Raw genomic sequence first — 19,755 nt, forward strand, 5'->3', positions numbered from 1 at the left:
AGGTTTAAGCCAATGTCCCGCGCGGCAATTGGCAAGCTTTGTGCATGGGATTGCCGCCGGGGCAAGGGGAAAATGGTTTTTCGCGCCTTTACAGCCTGTATCGCGCATCCTGTCGTGAGGGCCCGGAAATGACGATCCTGCGCGTCCCAGCCCCATGATTGTCCGCAGAAAACAGGCTTCTGGCGGCAGGCGATTATTTTATTCCTGTGTAACAATATTGTCCCCAAGGTGCCAACAAACCGTCATTCTCCCCGCCTAGTTGCTGCCGCCAACCGTGCAAGCCAGCACGGCACCTTAGGGGAATCCATCCATGATCGCTCACCCGTCCTCGCGGGGCCGGCTGCTTGCCGGCGCTGCACTGCTGTCGTTTTTCGCGGCCGCTCCCGCCTTTGCCCAGGCGCCTGCGGAGCCTGCGCCCGCCGAAGAGGCTGCTGCTTCCGGCAATTCCGAAATCATCGTGACCGGCGTGAAGGCGACCCGGTCGGCCACTGCGATCACGACGACCGAAATCCAGAAGATCCTGCCGGGCGTCGCGCCGTTCAAGGCGATCCAGACCCTGCCGGGCGTCATGTATGCGACGGCCGATCCCTGGGGCAACAATGAACAGAACGCCTCGCTGTTCATCCACGGCTTCAGCGGCCAGCAACTCGGCCACACGCTGGACGGCGTGCCGCTGGGCGACCAGAGCTACGGCAATTTCAACGGCCTCTCGCCGCAGCGCGCGATCATCTCGGAAAATGTCGGCAGCGTGGTCGTGGCGACCGGCGCGGCGGAACTGGGCATCGCGTCGACCAGCAACCTGGGCGGCGCGATCGAGAATTTCTCCAGCGATCCCCGCCAGCAAATGGGTGCGCAAATCAACCAGACGGTGGGCAGCTATGGGACGTCGCGCACCTTCCTGCGCCTCGACAGCGGCGAATTCGGCAATGGCAACAGCGGCTATGTGTCGGTACTGCGCCAGCGCGCCCGCGCCTGGGACTTCAACGGGCGGCAGGGCGGCTGGCAGGTCAATGCCAAGTTCGTGCATGACGACAGCAACGGCAAGCTGACCGGCTATTTCGCCTATTCCGACAAGCAGGAGCCGAACGAAGACGCAACCACCGTCTTCAAGAACCCGGCCAACGCGGCGCAGGCCTATCAGCCCTATGTCCGTCCCTTCTTCTATCCCGATTTCAACGCGGCGATCGCCTATCTCGACGCCAATGGCGCCGTTCCTGCCGCGCAGGCGCAGAATTACCGCAACTACTACAGCGCAGCGCTGCGCACGGATTATCTGGGCTATGTCAAATATCAGGCGCATCTTTCGGATGCCGTCGACTGGTCGACCCAGGTCTATTATCACCATAATGACGGCGCGGGCATCGTCGCCGGGCCGATTACCGTCGCATCGCTTCCCACCCTGTTCTCGCTCTACTTCCCGGGCCAGAATCTGAAGGCCGCGACCGGCAATTCGGGCTATGCCATCCGCACCACCGAATATCGGATCGATCGTGGCGGCGTGCTTTCCTCGCTCGATGCGACGCTGGGCGACCATGCCATTCAGGCAGGCATCTGGTATGAATATAACAGCTCGGCCGCCTATCGCCGCTGGTATGCGCTGGATGTGACCCGGCCGCAGGACTACAGCCCCTATGAACGGCCGACCAACCCGCTCTTCACCCAATATGGCAGCGAGATGCGGACCAATGTGCTGCAATTCCACCTGCAGGACAGTTGGCAGCTTACCCCCAGCCTGCTGATCCAGGGCGGCTTCAAGTCCAGTCTGCAATTCGCCAGCGGCACCTTCCCGGTGCAGCCGATCATCGGCTCGCTGCCCGGGTCGTCGAGCGCCTTGCCGGAGGGCGAGATCAACACCAAGCGCTGGTTCCTGCCGGCACTGGGCGCCAAGTGGAACATCACCGACAAGGAACAGCTCTACGTCAACGTCCAGAAAAACCTGCGCCAGTTCCAGCCTTATGGGGCGGGCGGCGTGACGCCGTGGAGCAGCGGCAGCCAGGCCGCCTTCGACAATCTCAAGAATAACGGCCGGCCCGAAACGAGCTGGGTCTATGAAATCGGCTTCCGCACCAGCCGCGAAATCGACACGGCTTTCCTTACCGGCATCGACGCGCAGGTGAACTATTATCATGTCGATTTCCGGGATCGCCTGATCGGCATCACGCCTGCTGCCGCGATCGGCGGCATTGGCGGCGGCGGCATTTCGGGTGGCACGCCGGCCGTGTTCAACGTCGGCGACGTCAAGACGGACGGGGTGGACGCCGCCGTGACGCTGCGCTTCGGCCAGATCTTCTCGCTCTACAACGCCTTGTCCTACAACCGATCCATCTATGACAGCGACTACAGCACCACCACCGGCCAGGCGACCGGCACGCGCATCGGCGGTATCGCGACGACAGGCGGGGTCGTGCCGACCGGCGGCAAGCTGATCCCGGTCAGCCCGAAATGGATGAACAAGACGGTCGCGACCCTCACCATCGGCAATTTCGATGCACAGCTGGTGGGCGATTATGTCGGCCGCCGTTACACGACCTTCACCAATGACGCCTGGGTCAAATCCTATTTCCAGGCCAGCGCCCGCCTCGCCTACCGACTGCCGGCCGACATGTTCGGCCTGCAGAAGGCGGAAATCAGCCTGAACGTCACCAACCTGTTCGACGAAAAGGGCGCATCGACCGTGCAGGCGAGCGCGAACACCAACAATTACAATGTCTATCCCATCCCGCCGCGCCAATGGTTCGGCACGCTGTCGGTGATGTTCTGATGACGGCCGCACCTTTCACCCGGCGGGATCTGCTCCGTTCGGGCGCCGATCTTGCGCTGCTGGGCGCGGCGATGAAGACGGGGGTGGCGGTCGCCGCCCCTGTCCCGGACCGCAGGCGCCCGCTTCTCCTGGCGCATCGCGGTTGTTCGGCGCTCCGGCCCGAACATACGCTTGCCGCCTATGCAAAGGCGATCGAGGACGGCGCCGACTTCATCGAGCCGGATCTGGTGGCGACGAAGGACGGCGTTCTCGTCGCGCGGCACGAAAACAACATTGCCGAAACGACCGATGTCGCCTCTCGCCCCGAATTCGCCAGCCGCAGGACGAGCAAGACGATCGACGGGGAACAGCAGGTCGGCTGGTTCACCGAGGATTTCACCCTGGCGGAACTCAAGACCCTGCGCGCCCGCGAGCGGTTGGGGCCGATGCGGCCGGAAAGCCGCGGCTTCGATGGCCAGTTCCAGATCGTCTCGCTGGAGGAAATCGCCGATTTCCTGGCCGCCGAGGCAGCCGCGCGAGGACGAAGCATCGGCCTCATTCCCGAAATCAAGCATTCCACCTATTTTGCCCGCTTGGGCCTGCCGCTGGAGCCGCGCCTCCTGGACCATATCGGCAAGAGCAGCTATCTGTCCCGCGCGCCGCTGATCATCCAGTCCTTTGAGACGCGCAATCTGAAAGAGCTGCGTCCCCGCCTCTCATCCTTCCCCCATGCCCGGTTGATGCAGCTTATTGGCGATCCGGCCGCGATGCCCGCCGACATCGCCGCGCAGGGCATGAAACGCACCTATGCAGACATCGTCGCACCCCAGGGTCTGAGCGAAATCGCGACCTATGCCGACTATCTGGCCCCGTCGACCCGCATGATCATTCCGCTGGTGCCCGATGGACGACTCGCCCGGCCGACAGGCCTGGTCGAAGCCGCGCACAGGGCGGGATTGCTGGTCGGCACCTGGACTTTCCGGCCGGAAAATCATTTTCTGGCTGCCGACTTCCGCAATGATCAGGGCGACAGCGCCCGCAACCCTGCCGGGAGCGTGGCGGAGATGCAGCGCTACCTTGCCCTTGGGCTTGATGCCTTTTTCACGGATGATCCCGCCTTGGGTCGCCAGGCCATCGATCAGGCCGGGGAATGGAAGAGCTGACGCATCAGGAATGCCGCCATCGATCGCTGATGATGAGAAGCGCGGCCTGTTCCCATGTTGCCAGGCAGCAACAATGCAGCAGAAATTATACGATCGTCTGGCAATGGCCGCTCTTTGTCACCGAACCGCCACAATCCGCTCCTAGGCGCCACATCGCCTGCGGTGAGAGACGATCAGGGGATCGACACGGCCGGGGTGAACAACGGCTATTCTGGGGGAAATCATCTTGTCCAAAACCTGCTACGGACGGTCAGTGCTGCTGCTGACTTCGGCATTTGGCGCGCTGTCGATCGCAGGGATCGCCCACGCGCAGGAGGCGGCGACTGACGGCGCGCTCGACGAGATCGTCGTGACCGCAGAACGTCGTTCCGAAAATCTGCAGAACGTCCCGGTTTCCGTCGGCGTGGTCCAGGGCGACCAGCTGCGCGGCCTCCAGTCCGGCGGCGGCGACATCCTTGAACTGGCGGCCCGCGTGCCCGGCCTCTACGCCGAAACCACCACCGGCCGCATCTTTCCGCGCTTCTACATCCGCGGTCTCGGCAATATCGACTTCTATCTCGGCGCCTCGCAGCCGGTGTCGATCATCCAGGACGATGTCGTCCTTGAACATGTCGTGCTGAAATCGAACCCCGTTTTCGACGTCAACCAGGTGGAAGTGCTGCGCGGCCCGCAGGGTTCGCTGTTCGGCCGCAATACCACGGCGGGCATCATCAAGTTCGACACGATCCGTCCGTCGATGGACTGGCAGGGCCGTGCCTCGGCCAGCTATGGCAGCTACAACACCGTCACCTTCGACGGCGGCATCGGTGGCCCCATCGTCGCCGACAAGCTCGCCTTCCGCGTTTCGGCGCTCTACCAGCATCGCGACGACTGGGTCGACAATGTCTATACCGGCGCCAGCGCCGACGGCACCGTCTCGCCCAAGAAGGACGCGATGGGCGGCTTCAACGAAAAGGACGTTCGCGTCCAGTTGCTCCTGACGCCCAATGACACGCTGTCGATGCTCACCAGCTTCCATTATCGCGACTATGACGGCACCTCGACCATCTTCCATCGCGGCGCGCTGGTGAAGGGATCGAACAGCGTCGCGGCCGAACCGCGCACGAAGATCGCCCTCGACGAAGCGCACAACAACCCGCAGGCCTACAAGACCTACGGCGCATCGGAAAATATCGCTCTGGACTTCGGCCCGGTGACCCTGACCTCGATCACCGCCTATGAAACGACAAAGGGTTACAGCCGGGGCGATACCGACGGCGGCGCGGCCGCCAATTTCCCCGTCGCGGGCGTCCCCAGCGGCTTCGGCCAGAGCCAGGGCAATGTCCGCGATCTCGACCAGTTGACGCAGGAGGTCCGCCTTGCCAGCAATGGCGACCATGCCCTGAAATGGCAGGTCGGCGGCATGGTATTCGACAGCCGCGACGTGACCGATTTCTACCAGCGCGCCTATTTCCTGACCACCGCCGCGCGCAATCCCAACAACTGGGTTCGCCTGCGCAACGTCAACACAAGCTGGGCGGTGTTCGGCCAGGCCAGCTATGAAATCGTGCCCGGCCTGACCCTGACGGCAGGCGGCCGGTATACCGAAGACGAGAAATCGACCCGCCTGGTCCGCGCCGCGGCCAATGCAGCGGGCGTCTCCACCTATGCGGGCCGTCGCTATGTGAAGCTGAAGGGCGACGAGCCGAGCTGGGACGTCAGCCTGCTCTACGCGTTCAGCCCCGAGGTCAGCCTCTACGCCCGCGTCGCGCGCGGCTTCCGTGGTCCGACCATCCAGGGCCGCTCTGCGGTGTTCAACAGCGACTTCACGACGGCGGATTCGGAAACGATCATGTCCTATGAAGGCGGCATCAAGACCAGCCTGCTGAACAACCGCGTCCGCTTCAACCTGACCGGTTTCGCCTGGAAGGTGAAGGACATCCAGCTCAACGGCAATGACGTCAACGGCAATGGCGTCCTGTTCAATGCCAGGGCGGCCAAGGCCTATGGCATGGAAGCCGATCTGGAAGCGCGTCCGTTCGAAAATCTGACGCTTTCGGCGGGTGTCAGCCTGCTGCATACGGAGATTGACGACCCCAATGCCGAAGCGCAGGTCTGCGCTCTCAACGGCGTGGTGGTCTGCACGGTCGAAAACCCGTTGCGCACCGTGGCGACGGCCTTCGGCCCGGTCTATCTGGCGAGGATCGACGGCAATCCGTTGCCCAACGCGCCCAAATATACGGCGAATATCGCGGCCCGCTATGATGTTCCGCTCGGCAATGGCGGCAAGGCCTTCGTCGCGACCGACTGGAATATCCAGGGCTATACCAATTTCGTCCTTTACCGGACGAAGGAGTTCTATTCGAAGGGCGACTTCGAAGGCGGCCTGAAGATCGGCTACACCGCGCCCGGCGGCAGATATGAGATCGCGGCTTTCGCCCGCAACATCACCAACGAGAAGAACCTCAAGGGCGTGATTGAAAACTATATGGCGGCGGTCTTCAACGAACCCCGCATCATCGGCGTGTCGCTGAGCGGCAAGCTGTAAGATAAAGTGCACCTGTCCGGGCACGCCCAGCGTGTCCGGGCGGGGTTCTTGCATATTGCGAAACCCGGACAGACGAGAATCAGCGTCAGGTGAGACCGTCAAGCCTGGCCGGCTCGCCTCTGCGCGGGCAGCGATGGCGATCATGGCGTCGGCCTGGCGGATGGGGGCGGGGATCGGCCGAAGCGGGATCGTCAGATCAGATCGAGATTCTTGAGATGGGTCCGCACCACATTGCGGCTAATGCCCAGCGCCGCGGCCGTCTTGATCTGATTTTCGCTCGACAGGCGAAACGCCTCGGTCACGGTGAACGCGACCAGCCGGTCTAGCAACTGATCATGGTCGCCCTTCAGCAGCCGGCCGATGAGGGGACGAACCGCCTCCTCCAGCGAGGCGGGATCGGCGCCCGGATCGCTGGCGCCCACAGGGTCGCCCAGCCCGAGATCGGCAGGCCGGATCCGGCCATCCTCACAGATCAGCGTGGCGCGGTGGATCGCATTTTCCAACTCGCGGATGTTGCCGGGCCAGCCATGCTGGAACAGCGCCTCTTCGGCCGCCGCGCTCAACTCCAGCCGGCTGGCGCCTGCTCGCTTCCCGTATTGCTCGAGGAAATGGCGCGCCAGCGGCAGGATGTCCGCTCGCCGTTCGCGTAGCGGGAGCAGGGGGATGGCCACGACCTGAAGGCGGTAGAAGAGGTCGGATCGAAAGCGGCTCTCATTCACCGCCTGCTGCAGTTCGACATTGGTGGCGGCGATCACCCGGACGTTGAGCGGCACCGCCTTGCGCGATCCCAGCCGGACGACTTCCCGCTCCTGCAGGACACGCAGCAGCTTCACCTGCAGCGGCAGCGACAGGTCGCCCAGTTCGTCGAGGAACAGTGTCCCGCCATTGGCGGCCTCGAACCAGCCGGGCCGCGCGACGTTCGCCCCGGTGAAGGCGCCCTTTTCATAGCCGAACAGTTCACCCTCGATCAGCGATTCGGAAAAGGCGCCGCAATTGACCGCGACGAAGGGCGCGTGCGCCCGATCGCTGAGGCTGTGGACATAGCGTGCGACCAGTTCCTTGCCGGTGCCGGTCTCGCCCATGATCAGCACATTGGCGTCGCTGGGCGCCACTCGTGCGATCAGTGGCAGGAGTGCGCGCGATCGCGGATCGTTGAAGATCAGGGCGCGGGCGCGGGGCCCGACGGCGTGATGCTGATCGCAGTCATAGGCCAGCAGGGGGCGGCCATCGTCATTCGCTGCTGCCACCAGACCGACGTCGGTCCGGCTTCCGGCGCTGCTATGCGAACTGTTCCTCATTGGTCCTCCATCTCAGGCTTGCCCAGGATAGCAGCATATTGTCTTCTGTTTTGGTAGAAAATAGACTTGCGAGCCTAGTTGAGCTTTCAACGCGGCGGTCAGAGCGGGCGCATCAGTTCCGCTCGCCGCACCATCACCACGCGCGATGCCTTCGCCGCGCGCCCTTCCTGACCACCCGATGCCGCTCGACGCCTCCGCTTGGCATGGCGTCGAATAATCTGCCCTTCGACAGGTTTTCCGATCCCTTCTCATGGATGTGCACGATCCTACACCATCGTTTGGATCGATGGGCCACGGCAGTCTAATGCGTCAGGGCTGGGGAACTTGCCACAAGACATGGCCTCAAGGCGGGAGAAGATATGACCACGCATCAACGGGCGGGATTTGCCACAGGGATCTCGCTGCTCCTGCCGATCACCTTGTCGGCAATGGCGATCGTGTTGCTGGCGCCCAATCTGCCGGCGTTGCTCCAGGAATTCGCCAGCGTTGAGCATCACGAATATTGGGTGCCGATGGTACTGACGGTGCCGGCGCTGTGCGTTGCGCTGTTTTCGCCGATGGCGGGAATATTGGGGGATCGGTTCGGTCGCAGGCGGCTGCTCCTGGCGGCTTTTCTCGTTTATGCGGTGGTGGGCATCGCGCCGGTCTTCCTGCGCGATCTTGGCTGGATCATCGTGTCACGCGTGGCGGTCGGCATGGCTGAAGCGATGATCATGGTGCTGAGCACGACGATGATCGGCGACTATTTCGAAGGCCCCGCGCGTGACCGCTGGCTGGCAGGGCAGACAGCCATGGCCTCGATATCCGCTCTTCTGTTCCTGAACGTCGGCGGTTTCCTGGGCCGGTTCGGCTGGCGCGCGCCATTCTGGGTCTATGGTTCGGCGCTGCTGATGTTCGTGCTGGTGCTGCTATTCACCTGGGAACCGGCACGGCGCGACTCCCCGGATGCGGAAATTGCCCAGCGCGACGCCAGTTCGGCCGGTTTCCCGTGGTTGCGAATGAGCGGGATCATTGCGATCACCGTGTTCGGGTCCGTGCTGTTCTACACCGCGCAGATCCAGTCCCCGATCGGTTTGACCCAGTTCGGCATCACCGATCCGGCGCGGATCGGCTTCCTCACTTCGCTCGCCAGCATCGGGGTGCCGGTGGGCACATATGTCTATTCGCGCGTGGGATCGAAGCTGCCGATCGCGAGTCTGCTGCTGATCGAGTTCACGCTGCTTGCGATCGGCTTCCTGCTGATGAGTCGCTCTGGTGCGCCGGCGGGCTTTCTTGCCGGGTGCTTCATCAACCAGTTCGGCGCCGGCATGCTGTTGCCCTCGCTGCTGGTTTGGGCGATCAGCGGACTGCCGTTCGAGGTCCGCAGCCGCGGCGCGGGATTGTGGACCGGCGCGTTCTCGGTCGGGCAATTCCTCTGCCCGGTGGTGGTGACGGTGGCGGGGAGCCACACGGGCGGATTGCGCGGGGCCTTCGGCGTCCTCGCCGCGGCGGCGCTGGTGGGCGCGGCGCTGAGCCTGTTCGCGCGGCTGCGCAAAGACTCGGCTATGGTCCATGCCTGAGCGGCTCGGCGACCGAAGGGGCGGCGCTCTTGCCGCCGGAGAGACCTTCGTTCAGGCCCTGACCACCGTCTGTTCGAGCACGCCGAAGGGAGAGCGTCCGTCGCGACACACCGCCTCCATGCGGACAGTGTCGCCGTAATGCATGAACTCGGTGATGGCCGCGCCTGTGTCGACGATTTCGATGCCCCGCCGTTCGGCGATGCAGGATGAGCCGACCTCCCGGAAATTGGGATTCGACACCGTGCCCGAGCCGATCACCGTTCCCGCGACGAGATTGCGGGTGCGGGCGGCATGGGCCACGAGCTCGTCGAAGCCATAGGCCATCTGTTCGCCATCGGCATTGCCGAACGGCTTGCCGTTCCAGTGGACGAACAGGTTCATCGCCGGGCGGCCTTTGCGCCAGGCCAGGCCGAGTTCTTCAGGCGTGACGGCAAAGGGGGCCATGCCGCAGGGCGGCTTGGCCTGGATCCAGCCGAAGCCCGACTTCATCTCCGGCCCGGCGAGCTTGCGCAGCGACCAGTCATTGATCTGGACGACGAGCTTGATGTGCCTGCCGGCCTCCTCGGCGGACGTGCCCATCGGCACGGCGTCGGTGATCACGCCGAATTCGCCCTCGAAATCGATGCCGAGTTCCTCGCTTGCCATCGGCACCTCGGCTAGGGGTGCGTGAAAGGTGTCCGAAACGCCCTGGTACATCAGCGGCCAGTCGGGCTTGAACGGCTCGATGCCGAGCGCTTTGTCCATCAGTTCGCCATGGCTGGGATAGACCGAGCCGTCGAGCCACTGCCAGGCGCGGGGCAGCGGGGCGAGCACATGGGCCAGGTCCAGCGCTTCGGGGAAGTTGGTGATCGCGGCCATCTCCGGCTCGATCATCTCCCAATTCTCCAGGGCTTCCTGCAGGCACCGGACCGGCGCAGCGGCGCAGTGCGCCGCATCGGGCGAAACGACGACCAGGCGGCCGTCGGCGGTTCCGTTGCGAAGCGTGGCAAGGCGCATGGTGGAAGGGTCTCCCGATTATCTCGACGTCGGATTATCGGACCGCGCAGACGAGGCCAAAGGCATTTGGTCGATACGCTCGCATCGATACAATGTGATGGTCGGTCGACGGAGCTAGCGGCATTGATCCGTGCTGCAATCATATCTTCGGAGTATTCGATGGCGATCTGGCTCAAGCGCGGAGCGAGCGCGGAAGCGAAGGCAGACGCGGACCGCAAGGTGCGCGATATTGTCGAGGCGGCACTGGCGGATATCGAGGCGCGCGGCGATGTGGCCGTGCGCGAGATGAGCGTCAAATTCGACGGCTGGGACAGAGAGGACTATCGCCTGAGCCAGGCCGAGATCGACGCGGCGGTCGACAGCCTTACCCCTCAGGAGCGCAAGGACATCGACTTCGCCCAGGCCCAGGTCAGGAACTTTGCGCAGGTCCAGCGCGATTCGATGAAGGACGTCGAGGTCGAGACTCTGCCCGGCGTCGTGCTTGGCCACAAGCACCTGCCCATCCAGAATGCCGGGTGCTACGTACCGGGTGGCAAATATCCTCTGCTCGCCTCGGCCCATATGAGCGTGATCACCGCCAGGATCGCCGGCGTGCCGCGCGTCATCACCTGCGCTCCGCCGTTCCAGGGCAAGCCGGCGCTGGCTATTGTCGCCGCGCAGGCGCTCGCCGGGGCCGATGCGATCTATGCGCTCGGGGGCATCCAGGCGATCGGGGCGATGGCCCTGGGTACCGGGACGATCGACCCTGTCGATATCCTTGTAGGTCCCGGCAACGCCTTCGTGGCCGAAGCCAAGCGTCAGCTCTACGGCCGCGTCGGCATCGACCTCTTCGCCGGTCCGACCGAGACCCTCATCATTGCCGACGAGCTTGGCTGCGACCCTGAAATGGCCGCGACCGACATCCTGGGACAGGTCGAGCACGGACCCGACAGCCCGGGCGTGCTGCTCACCAACAGCGAGAAATTCGCCCGCGAGACGATGGGAGAGATCGAGCGCCTGCTGAATATCCTTCCCACCGCCGACCATGCCCGCAAGGCGTGGGAGGCCTTCGGCGAGGTGATCGTGGCCGAAAGCTACGAGGAGATGGTCGACATCGCCGATGAGATCGCGAGCGAGCATGTCCAGGTGATGACCGCCGACCCAGACTACTTCCTGGCCAACATGACCAATTACGGCGCGTTGTTCCTGGGCAGCCGCACCAACGTGTCCTATGGCGACAAGGCTATCGGCACCAACCACACCCTGCCGACGAAGAAGGCGGCGCGCTATACCGGCGGCCTGTGGGTCGGCAAGTTCATCAAGACCTGTACCTACCAGAAGGTTCTGACCGACGAGGCAAGCACGCTCATCGGCGAATATTGCAGCCGCCTCTGTGCGCTTGAGGGCTTCGCTGGCCACGGTGAGCAGGCCAACATCCGCGTCCGCCGTTTCGGCGGCAGGAACGTGCCCTATGCGGGGCAGGTCGAACCAAGCGAACTGACACGGGCGTGAGGACCGGGGGCATGACCGCTCTCCCCCAGACTCCCAGCTTTCGCCTCGACCATCGCCGCGCCCTCGTCACCGGGGCGGGGCGCGGTATCGGCCTTGCTTGCGCCGCGGCGCTGGCGCAGGCGGGCGCGGTGGTCACGCTTGCCGCCCGTTCCGCTGGCGAGATCGGGGAAGCGGCCCAGGCCATTCGTGCCGCCGGTGGCACGGCGGAGGCGGCGGTGCTCGACGTCTCGGACCTTGCCGCCGTCGAGACCTTCTTCGCCGCGCGCGAGCCCTTCCACGTCCTTGTCAACAACGCCGGGACCAACCGGCCCAAGCCGATATGGGACGTGACCGAAGAGGATTATGACGCCGTCCTTGCCCTCAACCTCAAGGCCGCCTTCTTTGTCGCGCAGGCCTGCGCGAAACGGATGATCGAGACGGCAACGCACGGCAGCCTCATCCACATGGGGTCCCAGATGGGCCATGTCGGCGGACCCAACCGCAGCCTCTACTGCGCGTCGAAATGGGCGCTTGAGGGCATGAACAAGAGCTTTGCGCTCGACCTTGCCCCCCATGCCATCCGCTCCAACACCATCGCACCGACTTTCATCGAGACGCCGATGACCGCCCCGATGTTCGCCGATGCCGTGTTCAGGGCCAATGTCCTCACCAAGATCAAGCTCGGCCGCATCGGCCGGGTCGAGGACCTCATGGGAGCCGTCCTCTACCTCGCTTCCGACGCCTCCGCTTTCATGACCGGCACCAGCATGGTGGTCGATGCCGGTTGGACCGCCGACTAGGAAGAAATCCTCATGTTCGAATGCTTTTCCGAAACTGCATGTGGAATCCCGGCATGAACCTGGCCCTGGTCTGCGGCGGCAATGATCCCGAGCCGGGCAAGCGCCGCCGTCCGGTGCGCGGGTGCGGCATCGGCATGCGCGACTGCATGACCGACTGGCGGGCCCAAACCCTTGCGGAGATGCGCTGATGGCGGAGTTCACCTTTCATCACGGAGGAGTATCCGTACCCAGCCTTGACGAGGCTATCGAATGGTATGGACGCGTACTCGGCTTCGAACTGGAGAAGCGGTTCTGGATCGAGGCGGCGCGCAGCCACACCGCCATGGTGCGCAAGGGGCCGCTGCGATTCGAGCTGTTCGAGGTGGAGGGGGCGGCGTCGCTGCCTGAGGACCGACGCTCTCCGCTGCGCGACCTGCTGGTCCACGGCAACAAGCATGTGGCCTTCCGGGTCGAGGATATCGAGGCATTTCTGGCCGAGATGACGGAGAAGGGAGCCGACATCGCGTTTGTCGTGCGCGAAGCCTTCGGCAAGGGTTGTTTCATCCGCGACTGCGCGGGCAATTTGATCGAATTTGTCGAGGATGGCTCCCAGCAGCCGGGGCCGGGTGGTGGTCGCTTGACAGCGGCGACCGGCCCGGTGATCAGGGCTGGATGATCTTCGCTGAACCCAAGGTTGCAGCCGAGTTCGAGCGCTATGCCGACCGCGCAACGGCGGACGCGCGAGCTTGGCCCGGAGGGCTGGCGGTGCGCGACGAGTTTCCGATCGGAAGCGGCATCGAGCTGACGGCGAAATGGACTTGTGCAAAACCCAGCCTGTGAAAGACCCAGCATGATATATGAGATTGCAACGCTGACGATCGACCCTACGCGCAGCGCCGAGTTTGAGGCGGCGGTTGCTGCGGCGCGGCCCTTTTTCGAAGGCGCCACGGGTTTCCTCTCCTTCGCCCTGCAGCGGTCGATTGAGCATCCCGAGCGTTATCGGCTGGTGGTCGGCTGGGAAAGCGTCGAGGCGCACATGGTCGATTTCCGCGAAAGCCAGGGCTTCCAGCATTGGCGGGCCCTGGCCGGGCCATTCTTCGTCGAGCCCCCCAGCGTGGAGCATGTCGCTACGGTCATCTGATCACCGTGGCTCCAGCGCTCCTGGATATCGCCTCATTTTCGAAATAGCAGGGTCAGCAGGAACAGGATTGTCCGGAAATCCAGCAGCCTGAGCGCGGCGCGGGCCTCGCCCGGCGTGAGCTTGGCCACCATGGGCATGGCGCCGAAGATCTTGCCGCGCACGACCAGCGTGTTGCCGTCGCGCTCAAGCTTGCGGATCGCCATGAGTTCCTTGTCGTTGGCGTCGAGAATCCTCGCCACCGGGGGCTTGGCTGCATTGCTCACTGGACGGCCCTTCCGCAGACCTTGTCGTAGTCGATCCCCATGTCGTCCATCATCTGGATGGCCGTGGCGCGGCCCGCGCCGAACACGCCGCCCCCTGGGTGCATGAAGGGGCCGACAAGATAGAGACCCTCGATCCCGGGCACGCGCAAGCTTCCGAGGTCGGGAGTCGGGCGGTGGCCGGCGGACTGGTAGAAGAACGGCGCGCAGCCGTGGATGTCGCCGCGCACGAAGCTGGCCGGGCTGTCGCGCTCGTGGTCGATCGGCGAGCGGATGAGGCGGCCGGTGATGTTCTCGTCGGTGAGGTTGACGTAGAACTTGCGATACTGGGCGAGAGCCTTGTCGGCGATCTCCTCCTTGCGTTCGTCCCACGAGGCGGGGCCGCCCGGCCAGAGATTATAGGGGGCGAAGTTGACGCCGTAGAACAGGCCGGCTCCTTCAGGGGCGCGGGAAGGATCGAAGATCGTGTTGTCGCCACCCGCGACGAGACGCGAGCTGACCTCCCCCCGGCGCAGCTTGTCATATTCGAGGCTCATGTCGCGCACAGTGTAGAAATCCATCAGCTCGGTCATCATCGCGTTGCAGTCGTTGCCGACCTTGAGCCGAAGCCGCTCCTTGAGCGTCATATGGGTGAGATTGATCGAGAAAGTCGATTGGGTCACGCGCTCGGCCCGCTGGAGCACGGGTTCGGGCGTTTCGCCCACGAACTTGCGCAGGACGTGGGGATGAATCGCGCCGATCACACCGTCCCTGGCCATGAAGGTCTCGCCGTCCACGAGTTCGAGGCCGACAGCCTTGCCGCCTGAGACGATGACGCGCCTGACCTCGGCATTGCAGCGCACCTCGCCGCCGAAATGCTCGATCGCGCGGACGAGGGCGTGGGAGAGCTGGCCGGAGCCTCCTTTGGGCATCGAGCAGCCATAGCTGTGGACGATGCCGGGCATGACGAAGGCGCCCATGCCGGTGCCGAGCTCGTCCGGCATCTGCAGGTTCTCGGTCACCATGCGGACGATGTGGAGCTTGAGCAGTTCGCTGTCGAAATAGGCGTCGACAATGTCGAGCGCGGTACGCTGCATCAGGTCGAGGAGGAAGCGGCCCTCGTCGGACTGGTCCATCATCGCCACGAAAGCGCCCATCGGGAAGGGCGGGCTGTAGAGACCGCTGACCAGCATGGGCAGTGCGGTCTGGCTCATCTGGACGAACCGGCGGTAGGCTTCCGCGTCCTTCGGGCCGCAGATCCGCGCCAGTTCCTCGCAGGTCTTGTCGAGATCCTTGTAGGAGCGGATGACCGTGCCATCATCCCAGATGCTCACATGGATCAGGTCGGGGTAGATATATTCCAGGCCGAACCTCGACAGCAGCCCCAGCTCGTCCTCCCGCAGCATCGGGTTGCCCTGGATCATGATGTGCACGTTCGAATGTTCGTCGTGCCAGAAGCCGGGGTGAAGCAATTCGCGGGTGGAAACGCCGCCGCCATAATGGGGTTTGCGTTCGAGGACGAGCACCTTCTTGCCCGCCTTGGCCATGTAGGCGGCGGCGACGAGGCCATTGTGGCCCGCGCCCATGACGACGATGTCGTAAGGGCTCATTTCAATGTTCTCCGGACAGGAAGGAGCGGAAGCCCGCGAGGCCCGGAACATGGCTGGCGCAGCCACCATCGGCCACCAGCACCTGACCGGTGACGTGGCGGGCCGCATCCGAAACGAGGAATCCCACGACCTCGGCAATGTCCTCGGCCTCGCCGAGCTGATCTCGCAGGGTTTCATCCTCGACCGTCCGGCGCAGGGCAGGGGGAAAGGCCTCGCGCAGGGCCGGGGTCATGGTCATGCCGGGGGCGACCGCGTTGCAGCGTATGCCGGCCTTGCCGTGGCTGGCGGCGATGGCGCGGGTCAACTGGATGATCGCGGCCTTGGACGAGGAATAGGCCGACTGGATCAGATGGCCCTGCACGGCGAGGTTGCTGACCATGTTGACGATATTGCCGCGGGTGCCGCGCAGATGGGGCAGGGCGGCGCGGCAGGCGATCATCGTGCCGCGCACGTTGACGGCGTAGGTCCGGTCCCAGAGGGCCGTCGCCATGTGCTCTATGTCACCGTCGGCCCGGGCGATATCGGGGCCGAGCAGGGCGGCGTTGTTGTGGAGCACGTCGATACGGCCGAACCTTGCGACAACCTCGGCGATCATCGCCTCGATCGAGGCTTCGCTCTCAAGGTCGAGGGACACGGCGATGGCACCGGGAATTCCGGCGGCCAAGGAGCGAGCCGGATCCAACGCGATATCGGCGATCGCCACGCTGGCGCCGCGCCGCGCGAGCAGCCGTGCGGTGGCCGAGCCGATGCCCCCGGCGCCGCCGGTCACGATCGCCACCTTGCCGTCAAGACGAATGGCATCTTCGGCCATCATGCTCTCCCAATTCGTTGACCTTCCCGGCAGGCGGCATAATGTATCCGCGAACAGAGGGAAGACGGCACTTTTTTGTGCCCAGGGCACATCATGACCAACGGGTGCAGCGATACTCCGGACCGTCCGGGCCTGGCCAGCCTGGCCCAGGAAATGGCACGGCACGGCACGGCGCGGGACGCCCCGGTGCGTGAGGTCATGGGCCTGCTGGGCGACCGCTGGTCGACCCTGATCCTGCTGGTGCTCGCCACGGGCGAGCTGCGCCAGGCCGAACTCAGGCGGCTGCTGGCGACGCTCTCGGCCGAGCAGGCAATTTCACAGCGGATATTGACCCTGAAGCTGCGCGCGCTCGAACGCGACGGCTTCGTGGCGCGCAGCGTAAGCGCCGACGTGCCGCCGAAGGTGAGCTATGCGCTTACCGGGCTGGGCGCGGCGCTGCACGGAGAGACGCGACGGCTGATTTACTGGGTGAACGCGAACGAGGAGGCGATCCGCATGGCGCGTGCAGCCTTCGACGCGGCTGACGACTAGAGCGATTTCACTTTGAGTGGAAATCGCTCAGTCTTTTGAGGCCGCATTTTCCCAGCCGTCGACCGTAAACGGTCAACTTGAAAATACGCTAGGGGAGAGGCGCGCAGGTCATCCCCGGACGTGGTTCATCCGATATTCGACCTTGATCCAGTGCGATCGATCGCGACGGGTTCGCGGGACGCGATGACCGAGCGCATCTAGCCGGGCGAGATCGTGCACAAGGGCGATCACACCGTAAACCACCAACGGGCCCCTTGAGGGGGGGAGGAGGGAGATTTTCAAGATGGAATGGTGCGCGACGCAGTCCGGAGCGATCCGGTCTCAGTATCTGAGAATTCCCATTTGGATGGGAATTTATAGGGAAATTCGTGTTTTCGCGGCGGTGATCTGCGCCGACCACAGTCGTAACGTGCTGGAGCGATAGATATTTTCGGCGACCGCTTTCGAGAAAATGGGAATGCGGCTGGGAATAGCTGCCATCCCCCATGACGACGCTTGCGCCGCTGTTAGCTGTACGGCATTATCCCTTGTGAGGCATTTGCGCGCCGAAGCAACTGCCCTGATCTGTATGATGTCAGGAGGCGCGCATGAGTGATGATCCCGCGAAATTGAGAAGGGCCAGCGGACGCCCGTTTCAGCATGAAGATGACTTGAGACTCCTGCTCCATGTGGAGATCGGGCGCGTTGTCACGGGCCTGAGCGTGAATAGCGTCTGTGAAAAGCTTCCTTTCTGGGATTCGCAGGGCCGACGGTTTCACAAGGCAACGCTCAAGCGGCGCTATTATCAGCGTAAGGCTCTGCTGCAGCCGGCCCGCCTGCCTGATGGCGTGATTGTCGCTAGCCCCTTGGGAGAAGCGGTCGAGCGGCATCTGGCAGAGGTAAGATCGGTATTCGCACCGCGAAAATAAGCTCTTTTTCCGCACAAGGAATCAGGCTTAATCAGTCTGTCTCTTTCATTCGAGGAGACACTACATGCCTAATCCATCTACTGAATCACTCCGGGCGGATCATGATCGCCCAGGCTCGTCACCAGGCCCGATCGGCGACAATCAGCCGTTCCGTGTAGAGATGATACCGACCTCAGCTCTGCGGGTGCTGGAAAGCATCCGCCTCTACTCGAATGACGAGCGACGCTATCTCAAGCGTATCGTCAAGCGCTTCGGCATCCAGCAGCCAATTGTCGCCGATGACCGCGGCGAGGTGATCATCGGTCAGGCGCTGTTCCTAGCGGCGCAGGAAATCGGACTAACCGAGGTGCCGGTGATACGGCTCAAGGCGATCGGCCAACTCGAAGCCCAGGCGCTCTCCGTCGCCTATGCCCGGCTTGGCGAGATTGGTAAGCCAGACCAGGCTAAGATCGGTGAAATCATGCTCCGCTGCGAAGTGGAGCTGGGGTACGACATCAGTGATTTCGGCTACGAGGTCGCGCAGGTCGACCTGATGCTCGACATGGGCACGGACGAACCGGAAGAGGTTCCCGTCGCGCTAGAGAAGCAGGCTGTTTCAACACTCGGTGATCTATGGATCATGAACGGCCATCGCCTGATCTGCGGCGATGCCCTTGATGGCCGGATCTATGATCAACTGATGGAGGGCGAGAAGGCCCATGCGGTCTTTACCGATCCGCCCTATGGCTGCGGCATTGATGGATTTGTGTCGGGCAAGGGCCGCCACCGTGAATTCGTCATGGGGTCAGGCGATATGTCGGGGGACGAGCTGTTCCGCTTCTTTACCGGGTTCAACACGGCCATGGCGAGATATCTTGCGTCCGGCGCAGTCGTTTACGAGGCAATAGACTGGCGCAGCCTCCACACGTTGCTCGATGCCACCAGGGACATATTGGGGCCGCTGGTCAATCTCGCGGTCTGGACGAAGGATCGCCCGGGGCAGGGCAGTTTCCTGCGTTCGCAGCACGAGCTCATTCTGATCTTCAAGACCAAGGGCAAGATGCGCAACAATGTGATGCTGGGGAAATATGGCCGCTCCCGCACCAATGTCTGGTCCTACCCATCTGCGCTTACCGCCAGCAAAGGGAGTGACGAGGGCAATATTCTGGCTGAGCACCCGACCCCCAAGCCCGTGCGCTTGGTGGCCGATGCGCTTCTCGACACCACCAAGCGAGGCGACATTGTGCTCGATCCCTTCTCAGGCTCGGGCACGAGCTTGGTCGCGGCCGAGAAGATCGGCCGCCGTGCGCGGCTGATTGAATTGGATCCGCTCTATGTCGATCTTGCCGTGCGGCGGTGGCAGGCATGGACTGGCGGGACCGCGACCCATGCCGAAACCGGCGAAACCTTCGACGAGCGCGCGGCGCGGGCGAATGCCCTTATCGCGGTGGCAGAGTGAGGGGGCCCGAGATGGCAAAGGCACCAAAAAGGCCGAAGAAAAAGCCCAGCGGCGATTATGCGATCGGCTACGCCCGCCCCCCGCAGCACAGCCGGGTCAAGCCCGGGCAGGTGCTCAACCCTCATGGCCGGAATGGTAAAAAGGCAAGCGAGCCCGACGCCTTCGACAAGGTTCGCCAGAGGCGCAGTCGTGTCACCATCGATGGCGAGGTTGTGATGATCCCCAGCGATGAGGCCTTCTACCTGCTGCAAATGACCAAGGCGATGGCGGGCGACAAGGCTGCGGCCAAGATCGTGGCACAGGAGCTGGCGGCGAGGCGCAGGCTCAGTGCAGCGTCGCTGTCTCCAGCTGAGACGGCGCAGGCGGAGGCCGAGGAAGAGCAAAAGCGAGCGCTTGCGGCGCGCTTGGTGCAATTGCTTGAAGACAAGGCGGCCGCCAAACGGGAAAGCGTGCCGCGCATGGTATATCGCGACGGCAAGCTTGTTCCTATCGATCCTCAGGAGGGCAGTCTTTCTAGCGAAGGGTAGGACTTAGCGCATTGGTTT

19 protein-coding genes are annotated in these 19,755 nt (G+C 63.6%); 14 read left to right on the plus strand and 5 right to left on the minus strand.

Features of this window, described 5'->3' with window-relative positions; genetic code table 11:
• Positions 1-310 precede the first annotated feature (310 nt).
• The 3 genes from MRBLMC3_RS06695 (at position 311) to MRBLMC3_RS06705 (ending at position 6,430) form a co-directional block, all read left to right on the plus strand.
• Positions 311-2,761, plus strand: coding sequence for a TonB-dependent receptor (locus tag MRBLMC3_RS06695; protein WP_363826938.1), 2,451 nt, complete (start codon positions 311-313; stop codon positions 2,759-2,761).
• Positions 2,761-3,903 carry a glycerophosphodiester phosphodiesterase gene (locus tag MRBLMC3_RS06700; RefSeq protein ID WP_363826941.1) on the plus strand — a complete coding sequence of 381 codons (1,143 nt, stop codon included), beginning with the start codon at positions 2,761-2,763 and terminating at the stop codon, positions 3,901-3,903. Before MRBLMC3_RS06695 ends, MRBLMC3_RS06700 begins: the two co-directional genes overlap by 1 nt.
• A 226-nt stretch (positions 3,904-4,129) precedes the next feature.
• Positions 4,130-6,430, plus strand: a complete 2,301-nt coding sequence (locus tag MRBLMC3_RS06705) for a TonB-dependent receptor (RefSeq protein ID WP_363826944.1) — start codon at positions 4,130-4,132, stop codon at positions 6,428-6,430.
• Positions 6,431-6,621: 191 nt separating this feature from the next.
• On the opposite strand, the gene MRBLMC3_RS06710 is transcribed toward MRBLMC3_RS06705, so the two are convergent.
• Positions 6,622-7,728 carry a sigma-54 interaction domain-containing protein gene (locus MRBLMC3_RS06710; RefSeq protein WP_363826947.1) on the minus strand — a complete coding sequence of 369 codons (1,107 nt, stop codon included), beginning with the start codon at positions 7,726-7,728 and terminating at the stop codon, positions 6,622-6,624.
• Positions 7,729-8,087: 359 nt separating this feature from the next.
• Between MRBLMC3_RS06710 and MRBLMC3_RS06715 the strand changes: the two genes are divergently transcribed.
• On the plus strand, positions 8,088-9,287 hold the full coding sequence (locus tag MRBLMC3_RS06715; RefSeq protein ID WP_363826949.1) for an MFS transporter: 1,200 nt from the start codon (positions 8,088-8,090) through the stop codon (positions 9,285-9,287).
• Positions 9,288-9,338: 51 nt separating this feature from the next.
• Here the strand turns inward: MRBLMC3_RS06715 and MRBLMC3_RS06720 are convergent, their stop codons facing one another.
• Positions 9,339-10,283, minus strand: coding sequence for a fumarylacetoacetate hydrolase family protein (locus tag MRBLMC3_RS06720; RefSeq protein ID WP_363826951.1), 945 nt, complete (start codon positions 10,281-10,283; stop codon positions 9,339-9,341).
• Between the two features lie 159 nt (positions 10,284-10,442).
• Here MRBLMC3_RS06720 and hisD point away from each other — a divergent pair, with 159 nt between their 5' ends.
• Genes hisD through MRBLMC3_RS06750 form a run of 6 tightly spaced genes read left to right on the plus strand, consistent with a single transcriptional unit; the run spans position 10,443 to position 13,673 of the window.
• Positions 10,443-11,774 (plus strand): histidinol dehydrogenase, encoded by a 1,332-nt coding sequence (hisD, locus tag MRBLMC3_RS06725; RefSeq protein WP_363738358.1) that lies wholly within the window; start codon positions 10,443-10,445, stop codon positions 11,772-11,774.
• Between the two features lie 11 nt (positions 11,775-11,785).
• Entirely contained in the window at positions 11,786-12,553 is a 768-nt protein-coding gene (locus tag MRBLMC3_RS06730) for an SDR family NAD(P)-dependent oxidoreductase (RefSeq protein WP_363826953.1), read from the plus strand.
• Between the two features lie 53 nt (positions 12,554-12,606).
• Positions 12,607-12,741, plus strand: coding sequence for a hypothetical protein (locus MRBLMC3_RS06735; RefSeq protein WP_363826956.1), 135 nt, complete (start codon positions 12,607-12,609; stop codon positions 12,739-12,741).
• Positions 12,741-13,208 (plus strand): VOC family protein, encoded by a 468-nt coding sequence (locus MRBLMC3_RS06740; RefSeq protein ID WP_363826959.1) that lies wholly within the window; start codon positions 12,741-12,743, stop codon positions 13,206-13,208. Before MRBLMC3_RS06735 ends, MRBLMC3_RS06740 begins: the two co-directional genes overlap by 1 nt.
• The gene (locus tag MRBLMC3_RS06745; RefSeq protein ID WP_363826962.1) at positions 13,205-13,372 is read left to right on the plus strand and encodes a hypothetical protein; all 168 of its coding nucleotides are present in this window, start codon (positions 13,205-13,207) and stop codon (positions 13,370-13,372) included. Before MRBLMC3_RS06740 ends, MRBLMC3_RS06745 begins: the two co-directional genes overlap by 4 nt.
• Positions 13,373-13,382: 10 nt before the next feature.
• The gene (locus tag MRBLMC3_RS06750) at positions 13,383-13,673 is read left to right on the plus strand and encodes an antibiotic biosynthesis monooxygenase family protein (protein WP_363738365.1); all 291 of its coding nucleotides are present in this window, start codon (positions 13,383-13,385) and stop codon (positions 13,671-13,673) included.
• Positions 13,674-13,705: 32 nt separating this feature from the next.
• Here the strand turns inward: MRBLMC3_RS06750 and MRBLMC3_RS06755 are convergent, their stop codons facing one another.
• From MRBLMC3_RS06755 to MRBLMC3_RS06765, 3 genes are read right to left on the minus strand one after another with little or no spacing between them, the layout of a single operon-like run.
• Positions 13,706-13,936: a hypothetical protein gene (locus tag MRBLMC3_RS06755; protein ID WP_363755395.1), complete on the minus strand. Its 231-nt coding sequence runs from the start codon at positions 13,934-13,936 to the stop codon at positions 13,706-13,708.
• Complete coding sequence (locus tag MRBLMC3_RS06760; protein ID WP_363738369.1) at positions 13,933-15,522, minus strand: phytoene desaturase family protein; 1,590 nt, start codon at positions 15,520-15,522, stop codon at positions 13,933-13,935. The genes MRBLMC3_RS06755 and MRBLMC3_RS06760 overlap by 4 nt, the downstream gene beginning before the upstream one ends.
• Before the next feature lies 1 nt (position 15,523).
• Positions 15,524-16,336, minus strand: coding sequence for an SDR family NAD(P)-dependent oxidoreductase (locus tag MRBLMC3_RS06765; protein WP_363826964.1), 813 nt, complete (start codon positions 16,334-16,336; stop codon positions 15,524-15,526).
• A gap of 90 nt (positions 16,337-16,426) precedes the next feature.
• Here MRBLMC3_RS06765 and MRBLMC3_RS06770 point away from each other — a divergent pair, with 90 nt between their 5' ends.
• The 4 genes from MRBLMC3_RS06770 (at position 16,427) to MRBLMC3_RS06785 (ending at position 19,737) form a co-directional block, all read left to right on the plus strand.
• Complete coding sequence (locus MRBLMC3_RS06770) at positions 16,427-16,864, plus strand: winged helix-turn-helix transcriptional regulator (protein ID WP_363738373.1); 438 nt, start codon at positions 16,427-16,429, stop codon at positions 16,862-16,864.
• 587 nt (positions 16,865-17,451) lie between these two features.
• Positions 17,452-17,772 carry a hypothetical protein gene (locus tag MRBLMC3_RS06775; RefSeq protein ID WP_363826967.1) on the plus strand — a complete coding sequence of 107 codons (321 nt, stop codon included), beginning with the start codon at positions 17,452-17,454 and terminating at the stop codon, positions 17,770-17,772.
• A gap of 160 nt (positions 17,773-17,932) precedes the next feature.
• Positions 17,933-19,210: a DNA modification methylase gene (locus MRBLMC3_RS06780; protein ID WP_363826969.1), complete on the plus strand. Its 1,278-nt coding sequence runs from the start codon at positions 17,933-17,935 to the stop codon at positions 19,208-19,210.
• Between the two features lie 11 nt (positions 19,211-19,221).
• Positions 19,222-19,737, plus strand: coding sequence for a DUF5681 domain-containing protein (locus tag MRBLMC3_RS06785; protein ID WP_363826971.1), 516 nt, complete (start codon positions 19,222-19,224; stop codon positions 19,735-19,737).
• Positions 19,738-19,755: the final 18 nt, after the last annotated feature.

It is taken from the genome of Sphingobium sp. LMC3-1-1.1 (genome assembly GCF_040676285.1).
Lineage (GTDB): Bacteria > Pseudomonadota > Alphaproteobacteria > Sphingomonadales > Sphingomonadaceae > Sphingobium.